At 55.7% G+C, this 9,974-nt stretch carries 14 protein-coding genes and 1 tRNA gene; 8 read left to right on the top strand and 7 right to left on the bottom strand.

Features of this window, described 5'->3' with window-relative positions; all coding sequences use genetic code 11:
* Positions 1-329: 329 nt before the first annotated feature.
* The 4 genes from ABJP42_RS11025 to ABJP42_RS11010 all read right to left on the bottom strand — a co-directional run bounded on the left by ABJP42_RS11025 (position 330) and on the right by ABJP42_RS11010 (position 3,169).
* Positions 330-935, bottom strand: a complete 606-nt coding sequence (locus ABJP42_RS11025; protein ID WP_348340358.1) for a hypothetical protein — start codon at positions 933-935, stop codon at positions 330-332.
* Between the two features lie 170 nt (positions 936-1,105).
* Positions 1,106-1,885 (bottom strand): hypothetical protein, encoded by a 780-nt coding sequence (locus tag ABJP42_RS11020; protein ID WP_348340357.1) that lies wholly within the window; start codon positions 1,883-1,885, stop codon positions 1,106-1,108.
* Positions 1,882-2,457: a hypothetical protein gene (locus tag ABJP42_RS11015; RefSeq protein ID WP_348340356.1), complete on the bottom strand. Its 576-nt coding sequence runs from the start codon at positions 2,455-2,457 to the stop codon at positions 1,882-1,884. The genes ABJP42_RS11020 and ABJP42_RS11015 overlap by 4 nt, the downstream gene beginning before the upstream one ends.
* Positions 2,458-2,650: 193 nt before the next feature.
* Positions 2,651-3,169, bottom strand: a complete 519-nt coding sequence (locus tag ABJP42_RS11010) for a hypothetical protein (RefSeq protein ID WP_348340355.1) — start codon at positions 3,167-3,169, stop codon at positions 2,651-2,653.
* A gap of 404 nt (positions 3,170-3,573) precedes the next feature.
* On the opposite strand from ABJP42_RS11010, the gene ABJP42_RS11005 reads away from it, so the two are divergent.
* The gene (locus tag ABJP42_RS11005; protein WP_348340354.1) at positions 3,574-3,837 is read left to right on the top strand and encodes a hypothetical protein; all 264 of its coding nucleotides are present in this window, start codon (positions 3,574-3,576) and stop codon (positions 3,835-3,837) included.
* 119 nt (positions 3,838-3,956) lie between these two features.
* Here the strand turns inward: ABJP42_RS11005 and ABJP42_RS11000 are convergent, their stop codons facing one another.
* Together ABJP42_RS11000 and ABJP42_RS10995 are read right to left on the bottom strand one after the other, a co-directional pair.
* Positions 3,957-4,280 (bottom strand): hypothetical protein, encoded by a 324-nt coding sequence (locus tag ABJP42_RS11000; RefSeq protein WP_348340353.1) that lies wholly within the window; start codon positions 4,278-4,280, stop codon positions 3,957-3,959.
* Entirely contained in the window at positions 4,277-4,486 is a 210-nt protein-coding gene (locus ABJP42_RS10995; protein WP_348340352.1) for a helix-turn-helix domain-containing protein, read from the bottom strand. Before ABJP42_RS10995 ends, ABJP42_RS11000 begins: the two co-directional genes overlap by 4 nt.
* Before the next feature lie 50 nt (positions 4,487-4,536).
* On the opposite strand from ABJP42_RS10995, the gene ABJP42_RS10990 reads away from it, so the two are divergent.
* From ABJP42_RS10990 to ABJP42_RS10965, 7 genes are all read left to right on the top strand, one after another.
* Complete coding sequence (locus ABJP42_RS10990; RefSeq protein ID WP_348340351.1) at positions 4,537-5,184, top strand: XRE family transcriptional regulator; 648 nt, start codon at positions 4,537-4,539, stop codon at positions 5,182-5,184.
* Positions 5,185-5,458: 274 nt separating this feature from the next.
* A complete protein-coding gene (locus ABJP42_RS10985; protein ID WP_348340350.1) occupies positions 5,459-6,814 on the top strand; it encodes a hypothetical protein in 1,356 nt (451 codons plus the stop codon).
* Positions 6,815-7,102: 288 nt separating this feature from the next.
* Complete coding sequence (locus tag ABJP42_RS10980; RefSeq protein ID WP_348340349.1) at positions 7,103-7,372, top strand: hypothetical protein; 270 nt, start codon at positions 7,103-7,105, stop codon at positions 7,370-7,372.
* Positions 7,373-7,531: 159 nt separating this feature from the next.
* Positions 7,532-7,864 carry a hypothetical protein gene (locus tag ABJP42_RS10975; RefSeq protein WP_348340348.1) on the top strand — a complete coding sequence of 111 codons (333 nt, stop codon included), beginning with the start codon at positions 7,532-7,534 and terminating at the stop codon, positions 7,862-7,864.
* Between the two features lie 90 nt (positions 7,865-7,954).
* Positions 7,955-8,776, top strand: a complete 822-nt coding sequence (locus ABJP42_RS10970; protein WP_348340347.1) for a hypothetical protein — start codon at positions 7,955-7,957, stop codon at positions 8,774-8,776.
* On the top strand, positions 8,707-8,913 hold the full coding sequence (locus ABJP42_RS20755) for a hypothetical protein (protein WP_490363215.1): 207 nt from the start codon (positions 8,707-8,709) through the stop codon (positions 8,911-8,913). The genes ABJP42_RS10970 and ABJP42_RS20755 overlap by 70 nt, the downstream gene beginning before the upstream one ends.
* A 107-nt stretch (positions 8,914-9,020) precedes the next feature.
* On the top strand, positions 9,021-9,797 hold the full coding sequence (locus tag ABJP42_RS10965; RefSeq protein ID WP_490363214.1) for a tyrosine-type recombinase/integrase: 777 nt from the start codon (positions 9,021-9,023) through the stop codon (positions 9,795-9,797).
* Between the two features lie 84 nt (positions 9,798-9,881).
* Here ABJP42_RS10965 and ABJP42_RS10960 read toward each other — a convergent pair.
* Positions 9,882-9,956, bottom strand: a tRNA-Val gene (locus tag ABJP42_RS10960).
* Between the last annotated feature and the right edge of the window lie 18 nt (positions 9,957-9,974).

Genomic DNA, 9,974 nt, shown 5'->3' with positions numbered 1-9,974 from the left:
CGGGGCATGCCTTGTCCCATCAGTACTTCAACCTGCCGTAACTTCACGACGATCTCTTCCGGCTTGGGTCTCTTAATGGCCATACTTGGTCCTCCGCTTTCCTAACTATAGGGGCGGACCACTTCAAAGGGGGAAGCTCATTCGCAATGCGACAGCCCAGGCAATGCGATCTCATCGCAACCTGCAGCGACGCAGATCTTTGATCGCGCCATAGGGTAATCCCATCATTGTTTGAAAGCCCACAACGCAAAAACGCCCGCCGGTTTCCCGTGGGCGCAATTCTCATTTTGCTAGTTGGAATTCGAGAGATCGCCGAAATTCAAAGAATTTTAACAACGGCTACGTTCAGTCACCACGGCTATGCTTCTTTGACCATACTTGAGCTGGATGACACCAGAGTCCTCATCTCTCATCACATATTCAAGTACATCTCGGGTCTCTTGAAACGTTTCTCCACCCTCATCTGCGCGAGCAATGACACAGACTGCCGAAACCGGTTCATCCACAGAAAAGTTGACTTCTACACCACCATACTCAGTCAACAAACCCAATGGTTTTTGGGAGACGACCTCACCCGATTGGGAGAAGATTTTAACGACAATTCCTGAGAAACCGAAGCGACTACCATTGTTCAAACTAAACGAAATCTGGCAGTCTTTTGGACAAGATTTTCCAACAGCATAGCCATACAACTCGAACCATTCGGGTAAAGCTTTAGCAAGCTCTGAGGTGTTGTCGGAAGTTTGCTCCGAGCTTTCGGCGATTCTTGTAACATTTTTATCAATATTTTCTGACACTTGAGCAACACGCTCCATATAGTCAGAAACAGTTTCTGGCACGAAAAACGCGTAGACGGCGAAACCAAAAGCTGCCAGAGATGCTAATTGCGCAAGAAAACCAACAACTTCTTTGGTGGTCTCAAATTTGGATTTCAACGGTAAAATCTCCCCACAAGCTAAATTTCAAGCTTTCTATCAATCAAATGGCAAAATCCAACAATCACCACTCTGAGACAAGAAAAAATCTCTGCTCTGATACAAAAGCGCCCGCCGGTTTCCCGTGGGCGCTTTTGTAGATGATGCACTATTCATGCTCTGCGGGTGGGCTAAGTGTCAACACCCTTTTTCAGGGTCGCGAGATCGTAGCCCTGCATTCGGTCCAATGCTTCGCAAAGAGACAACCGCAAAGCCTTTGATGCGCCACCATCTTTAGACCATCCATGCGAGTGAAGAACCTGAAGAATAGACATATCACCGACGCAAACCATATCCACCAATTTGCGCACATAGATAGCCCTGCGCTTCACGCCACCATTCATCGATGGCCTGATCCGCCGCACCTCCTTTGCCAGCCCATCGCCAATGCGTCGCTGCAACGCCCGCAACCGCTGGAAGTCTCGAAAGATCGCAGCCTCCCGATCGCCACCACCACCGCCACCGGAATGAATAGCCCCAAGTGAGGAACACTTCACACCCGATGCAGCAACCCGCTCGACAAGGGCCGCATAGTCTCGAGCTGCGCTGAGCTGCCCCGGCGTGAACAAAGGCTCATATGCCTTTGGATCCTGCCCGGCCTTTTCCCGCCTGACCTCCACCGCCTGGTGCGCCTTGACCGCCGCCCTTTCCATAGCGTCAAAGGTATCAGCAACCCTCGCAGCATCCTGACCCTTCTCTCCAGTTTTGACGGAGACAAATCCGCCATCTTCGGTCTGTCGCATTTCGCGGGGCGTGAAGCGCATCATGGGACCGCGACCAGGGGCCATTGGAATAGCCGATCCGCATTCGACAGGAACACAGCCGCGCGCCTTGATCTCAGCAATTCGCGCGGCCTCATCCTGCAACCGGGCCACCCCTGCCGAGGTCACAATCACCACCTGTTCGCTCATTTATTCACCTCAATCTGCCGCATGATCAGCGCGCATTTTTCTGCCGCCACTACCCGCTTTTCCTGCATATCCAGGTCAACGGGTTTCGGTGCGCGACCTCGCCTCGTATCTTCCTCGATCAACTCCAACCGGCGGCGCGCTTCCTTTGCTCTTTCCTTGATCGCATCAAGCGCTAACCCCTTTGGCCAAATCCGCTCTTTGCGTACATAAGAGCGCAGCTCGGGTGCCCAATCCTCCGCCATAGCCTGGCCTCCCAAAGGCCCGGAGAAGACAGCTATCAACAGGGGAGACGCGCTATCCTCTGGCGGCTGAATATCCGCAGCCCAAGCAAGGATTTTTGACGCACTGGGAAACAGTGAGCGATCTTTCCCACCGGCCAACCTTGAGGCCTGCTCTGCCAAGGCATCCAAGTTGATAGCGGTCATGTAGGACAGGCGGCCACACAGCTCATCATTCGTTGCATCAAACTGCGCCACAGTCACGCCAGAGGCGCGCCGCAACCCCAAACGGGTCAAGGGCTGCACCAGATGGTCCCGCACCCGTTGCTTTGCCTCTTTCAAATCCGATGCCATCGCCTCTTTCCTTTTCTCAGTGTTTCCGGGCCATCCACGCGCGCCAGCTTTTCGTTTTTCGGCCAGTAAGGTGTTTTGTATTTTTCTGTATTTTATTGTTCTGTCCTGTAGGGCAATTTCACCTGCAGGCCGAAATCTACTGAAATCCAAGTGAAATCATTTCACTTCATTTCAGTTGTATTGCAGTTGAATTTCACCGATCCCGCGCCGCGCTAATCGGGGTAACCTCGCCCGTGAAACCAAGCACCTCCGCCATGGCCGCGCGCACGTTGTCAGGGGTGATGTATAGCTCCGAGTGCTCGAAGTGCTCCGCTAGAGCCGTGATGGCGCGATCATCCTTGATGATGTACTCCTGAACGCCCATGTCCCGCATTTTGACGCGGATCTTGTGCTTTTTGAGAGCCGACCGGCCAGCCACGCGGGCTGCATCGCGCCCCCGCTTGCGCTTGTGCATGTCCTGCACAATTTCCTCGATCATGCCGGGATGCCCCAGGCGGGTCTCAAACTCGCCCGTGCGCGCATCCTCAACCATAACCGGAACCCAACCGTGCAACACATTCGTCTTGGCTTCCTGCCAGTCCTCAATGGTGCGAAAGCGGGCGAGGTCTGCGAGGTCGAGATCATCCGTTGGCAGCGTCCCAGCCGGATCCTGGCGCATGGCCTCAGTCCACAGGATCATGGCGGTGCCAAGATCCTCGCGCCTACCGGTCATTACGCAGCGGCTCAGGAATCGCGAGCCAAGAAACCTGTGTGTGTAGAAGGGAAACCAATCATGCGAGGAAAGAGTTTCACCTCGGCGCAAAGGCCACACATCTGGCACTTCCCCCTCACTTGCGATCAACTCTGACACGACAATTTCCCCTTTCCTTTGGCCGAGGCCAATCGTTCGCCCTCCAAAAAAACGGGGCGCGCGGCGCGGTCTGTTCCGACACGCCCCAGGTTCAACAGGGAGGGAATGGGGGCCACTTGTTGCAGGCGCGCCTGCCCCCGTTCAGCGTTGAGGACGGAAGGCTCTCCGCCACCTGCAGAGTTTTCGCAGACAACCGGGGCTTGTTTCGCACGCCGATTGCCTGCACCTTTCGCGGTATCCAACAACCAAACGAAAGAGGTTCCTTGATGAAATTGACCGTTGAAAACGCTCGAATTGACCGAATTGGCATCACTAGGTTTGACGCTTCGGGTGACTGGCCTGCAATGTATAGGGCAACTGTAACCATCACAGCCGAACAGCGACCTGCCCCAGCAGGGTGGGAAAATATTGACCACGAAATCAAGATCAACATTCCCACTAACCGCGACGATGAGCCTCTGCGCGACATTGAACAGCGCGCTGTCGTTGCTCTGAAAGAGCGGCTTCAATTTCTGGCCAAAGCCATTTGAAGATCGTCTTGCGTAACCAAGCCATTTCCTAACCTCGCATTTGGAGTAGCGCCCTAGGTCTCTGAGCGCGCGGGTATACGTCAGCAGAGACTTAGGGCTGTTTTCTGGACCGGGGGCGCTCATGCAGCCTCCCCCACACGGGAATGAAAGAACTCAGCCGCGCCCGGATCTGTCAGCAGCATCAGCAGCGCGATATGGCTGGCAGGCGCAGTGACCGCGCCCCACCAGTTCAGCGCGGTCTGAAAGCTCACGTCGCAAAACAGCGCCACCTCGCGGGGGCTGACAAAGCGCTGACGGAAATAGGCCGACCAAAGCTCAGGCGCGCTCACCTTGAGGGCATAGGGCTCAAACCTTTTTGACCAAGACTTTTGCCCCGCGCACGGCGCATCCTGAGTGCATGGGATTTCATTGTTCACAACCAATGTCAGACGCGGGCGGCTCATGCGGCGTCTCCCAAAAGGATCGCCAAATCTGGGCGAAGATCCCGAACAGAAACGCCAAGAGAATTCGCCAGCTTCCCAACGGTTTTCAGTCCGGGTTTACGTTCGCCGCTTTCAATCAAACTAAGAAATGTGCGCGATATCTTCGCCTCTTCGCAGATTGCCTCCCGCGACAGGCCGTTCGCACTGATATGCTTGGTGATGTTCATGTCGATTATTTACACTATGTGAATTTATTCAGCAAGGGAATTTTTACATAATGTATATGGATGCACAGGTGCACTTACCCCATAGAGTGGGTATGAGATTCAGCATACGTGAAAAGCGCCTAGCCGCGGGCCTCACCCAAGAGGACATGGCCGAACGGCTGGGTATTTCGACGGGCCTTTACAACGGTCTGGAAAAAGGCAACCGGCGGATGAACGAGACCTACCTTGAGGGTATCGCAAAAACGTTCGGGGTGATGGTGTCCGAACTCATCATTGAGGAACGGCCAACCATCGCCATCGCTGGCAAAGTTGGCGCAGGCGCTCAGGTTCCCGTGTTTGACGCCTATGAGAAAGGCGATGGCCCCCAAGTCGAATGCCCACCCGGCCTATCTCCACATGGCATTGTCGCGGTCGAGGTCGAAGGCGACAGCATGGAGCCCGTCTATTCTGACGGAGATCTGCTCTTCTACACCCGCAACGGACATGATGCCGTTCCAACGGATGACATCGGCCACCGCTGCGTTTGTGAGGATGAGAACGGCATGGGCTGGGTGAAACAGATAAAACCCGGCGACGAACCAGGGCTATTCCACTTGATTTCCCTGAACGCTGGCGCCAGCAACATCTGGAACGCCCGGCTCAAATGGGCAGCGCGCGTACGTCTGCATTGGCCTGTAGAACTTGCAAAGAGAATCTAATTTTATCTGCAGACCTTCCACCCTAGAGACGACGCCTTTCCTGCCGCTTTTACCTGGGTTTCTGCTAAGCGCAGAAAGCGGGCATTGCAAAGCGTGGCTGGTTTCCCGCAGGAGGCATAAAGAAGGGCATCGAGGCTGGACGCTATGAGCCCAAATTGAGAAGGGCTGATCTGTTGGGAAATGTTGGCTATCCAGTCTTAGGTGTTTCGGTTGAACGACGACGATGTCTCGCCTAGCCTAGAGTGAGATTGTTAAAACGATTGAGATAGCACCCTTGAACTCCCCCACTCCCTCACCGTTTGTCTGGTATTCCACCAAAGAAAGCCGCACTACCGGTATCGTCTCGCTCCTTGCTGTGGCCGAGACGGTGATCTGCGTGGCTCTTTACTGGCTGTTCTGGCTGAAATGGGGCGTGACCTGGCATCACTGGATGATCGTGGTCGCCACCCCGCTCGTGCTGATGCGATCGAAAGCTTCGGTGAAAAAGGGGGTGGCGTGGTTTGATGCGTACTGGCACGTCCGATCCCAGGAATCACATAGTTACGTCAAACGTATCGCCTTCGCGGCACTCTCCGCTGTTTTTTCGCTTTGTGTTGCGTGGTTTCTGGCACGAAACTGGCTTGCGGACTTGACTGGGTGGCCACTGATTTGGCGGTCCGCCATCGTCGGGCTGATTTCATTGAATCTTGGTTTGGCGGTAGCGATAGCGAGAGCGGCGGAGGAAGCGGGAACTATGGCTAGATCGATAACTAGAGCGCTAGCGAGAACGGGATCGCTAGCGATAGCGGGAGCCGGAACGGTAGCGATATTGGGATTAGGATTTGCTATTGGAATCTGGTTTCGTGCGATAATGACCCGCGCAATGGCGACCTTTTCGCACCCTATAGACGGGCTGCATTCAATTCCCACAAATTGGCGGCATTTTGTTTGGCATTTGGATTTTCTCGACCCTCCGGAATTGCTTCCCGGTCACTATGCATCTGGCTTCGGACAGTTTGCGGGTGATTTAAGAAATGAAGCCTCTCGGGGAATCAGTGAATTTATCATGTTGTACCTTCTCGCCTTACCCGTCTTCTACCTGCCCGCGCTGTTCTGGCGCTGGTCAATCAAATCGACAGCATGGTTCTACCTCCCCCTACTCTGGGTCGGGCGAGGCTGGCAGAATATCCATGGCGAGGAACTGTTGATCTGGGCAAAGGGATACAGCCGCAAGTGGATAAATATAACCGGCGTTTTACTTGCAGCCTTCCTGCTGAGTGTCTCACTCGTTGCATTAATCGTCCCGGTTGATTTCTTCGATCTGCAAAAGACCCTTCGAGATTCGGGCGCTCCCCTGCCAATGATTGGCATAGTCCTTGTGCTGGATTGGCAAAGCCTTGCCGCACAACCCTGGCATTGGTTCTACCTGCCATCCTGGGCGATTACACTGATGCTGTTCTTCCTGATCGACGATCATGGCACAGACATAGAAAAAGGCGCTAAGGCAGAGCTGCGACTTCCCGTTCTGCGCCGCTGGATGTGGATCAGCAACGCCCGAACGGCTCTGACCAACCTTGGGCTTTTGATCGCGCTTTTGTACTTTTTGAAGGCGGTTGACGCAACGGGGCAGGTGGCGGCGCTTTTCTCCTGACCTTGGCTGTCAACAGCGTACGCAGGCTCAAAGCGCCAGCCTTGAAGGATCGGTTTTCCGCGCCATGCAAATTCAACAAGTCCACGCTAATGTCTGCTTTCCACTAACTAGGCTAGACGATCATGTCCGCTTTGGGCTGATTGCGGCCGCCCCAATTTTGCTGAAATTTTTCCACGTGAACGCTGCTTCATAAGTAAAACCACAAATAATTTCACATAGTGTAAAATTTCCGCTTGATTGAATCTTTCACATATTGTAAACTTTCTCTATCAACCGATGGAGGATTGAATGAGTGACATTACCCAAACCGCGCACCAGATTGTCAGCGCACCCCACGATTACCTGCACGACACCACCCTTTTTGCCGCCGCCTGGGCCACGATGAAGGCCGCGCGCGGTCAGGGCTTTGACCCGCAGCGTCTGCGCCCGCAGCATCTCATCTGCTGCCCTGCCCCCGCGCCGGAACCCCTCGACCAGACGCTGACCCGCGTGGGCGAAACCGTGCGCGGCTATGCCGCCAGGCAGGGCTACAAGCTGCCGCACCGCCGCGCTGCGTGATCGTCCCGCCGCACGGCACCCAGACCAGCGCCCGGAGGACGGCGCCGGTCCCTCTCTCCCAGACATTCGCGCTCTCATCCCGGTTGCGCGGATCAGCGTGGGCGGCTCAGTCCTCCTCCCAAATGCACCGCCCGCGCGCCCATCCCTCGAGGTCACATCATGTCAGCACAAACACTGGCCGCAGCCGCGGCAGAAATCGCCGCCGCCCAGGGCCTTTGCAAAATTCTGGCGTTTCATAATCTCGGCGGCACATTGACCCCGCCCAGCGATGATCCCACCGACTGGTGGGAGCCTGAAAACATGACCCACCGCGCCGAGCTGCTAGGCATCCGGGCCACGGGCGAGAACACATTCGATGCGGTGAACGCCTGGGTGCGGGTCGCCAAAGCCATGGGGCGCAACAAGCGCCGCCGCGCCACAGATGGCCGCCCGGATTGCCCCTACAACGGCCAAGGCCTCGCCCCGGCCACCACAGCCACACACGCGGCGTGAGCGCTGCCAGGGGGCGCGGCAAAACAGGCCCACCACTCACGATGGAAGCCGCGCCCTGAACTTGACCACCCAACCAAGGATCCCTTTGCCATGGCAAAAGTACTTATCGGATGCGAGACCAGCGGCGTGGTCAGAGAGGCCTTTCTTGCCCTCGGGCATGATGCCTGGTCCTGCGACCTGCTGCCATCGGACACCCCGACCAATCGCCACATTCAGGGCGACGTTCTGGACGTGATGCAGGGGGATTGGGACCTGATGGCGGTCATGCACCCGTCCTGCACCCGCCTCTGCAACAGTGGCGTCCGCTGGCTCTCAAAGCCCCCGACAGGCCGCAGTCTGCAGGACATGTGGTCAGAGCTGGATACAGGCGCTGCACTGTTCTCAGCCGTTTGGAATGTGTCCCATATCCCCTGTGTGGCGGTGGAGAACCCCGTGATGCACAAACACGCCAAGGCGCGGATCCAGAACTACCAGCCCCCAGCACAGACGGTGCAACCGTGGCAATTCGCAACCGATCCTGACGGCCCAGACAATGAACGCAAACGAACCTGCTTCTGGCTGCGCAATCTGCCGCTACTGAAGGCAACTGGCACGCTTGATGGCACCTCTTCCCGTGACAGCGTTCACAAGGCGAGCCCAGGCGCTGAGCGCTGGAAATTGCGAAGCAAGTTTTTTCCCGGCATCGCGGCAGCGATGGCTGACCAATGGGGCTATCACGCCTCACGCCTACGGCAAGTTGCGCAAATCAGAAACCGCCCCCTAAATGGAGAAACCCAATGCCCCCCTTCACCCCTGAAACCCTTGCAGATCGGTGGGGCGTCAGTGCTACCACTGTTCGCAACATGTGCCTCGAAGGGAGCCTCAGCCATTTTCGGCTTGGGCGCCTGTACCGTATTCCAGCAAAAATCGTAGAGGAAATTGAGCAATGCCAGACATCAGCATCGGAAGGTTCAGGGGCGGATTTTGCGTCTACTGGCATGAAGACGGTAAACGGCGCCGCTATCAGCTTGAGGCACGCACCAGAGCGGCAGCGGAACCCGAAGCAATAGACGTTTACCGCCGCGAGACCATTTCTCAGCAGCGGGAAACCGCTAGTGTTACCGAGATATGGGAAGCCTACCGGCAAGATCTTGGTGGTAAGCCCACTGCAAAAACCATGGGCTCCACCGGCAAGGCGGTTCTGGAGCATTTTGGCGCCTATCGACCAGACCAGATCAGCACTGCACTGTGTCGCGCATACGCAAAAAAGCGCAAGGCCGCTGGCAGGTCGCAAGGCACTGTTCACACGGAACTAGGCCACTTGCGCAGCACCATGCGGTTCGCGCTCAAGGAGCGGATCATCGATCGCGCCCCGGAAATCGAGAGACCAGCCAAGCCGACCCCCAAGGAACGCTATTTGGAAAAAGAGGAGATCGCTGCACTGATTGAGGCTGCATCGGCCCCTCACATAAAGCTAGCAATTCACCTGCTTTTTGCTACAGCTGGGCGCGTGGGCGCAGTCTTGGACCTGACCTGGGATCGCGTAGATCTTGACCGCGGCATCATCAATCTGCGCCTTAACGACGCCAAAACCCGCAAAGGTCGGGCAATTGTCCCAATGAATGACGGCATCCGGGCTGCACTGCAAACCGCCAAAAATGCAGCACTCAGCGACTATGTGGTTGAATACTCTGGCGGCCAGGTGAAGAACATCCGCAAGGGCTTTGAGGCAGCATGCACCAGAGCAAAGCTAGAGAATGTGACCTTGCACACCATTCGCCATTCCAGCGCGGTAGCTATGGTTTCAAACGGCGTACCATTGGAAAAAGTGGCCCAGTATCTTGGCCACTCCAACGTCGCAATCACCTATCAAACCTATGCCCGCTTTGCCCCCGGCCACCTCCAGGACGCTGCCGAAATTCTTGACTTCGTCGAACTGCGACAAGCCCAATAGCTCTCCCCAGGTTCATCGAACCGGAGAACACTTTGTAAAAAGAGCCTTCAAAAGGCGATTACTTTTGTATCTCAAAGGAATAGATGGTGGGTGATAAGAGATTTGAACTCCTGACATCTTCGATGTGAACGAAGCGCTCTACCACTGAGCTAATCACCCGTAACGCTGGGTACTACC

It is taken from the genome of Pseudophaeobacter sp., assembly GCF_039971195.1.
In the GTDB taxonomy this organism is placed as follows: Bacteria; Pseudomonadota; Alphaproteobacteria; order Rhodobacterales; family Rhodobacteraceae; genus Pseudophaeobacter.
Note: the sequence above shows the minus strand (reverse complement) of the source record. Positions and strands in the feature narration are given on the sequence as shown.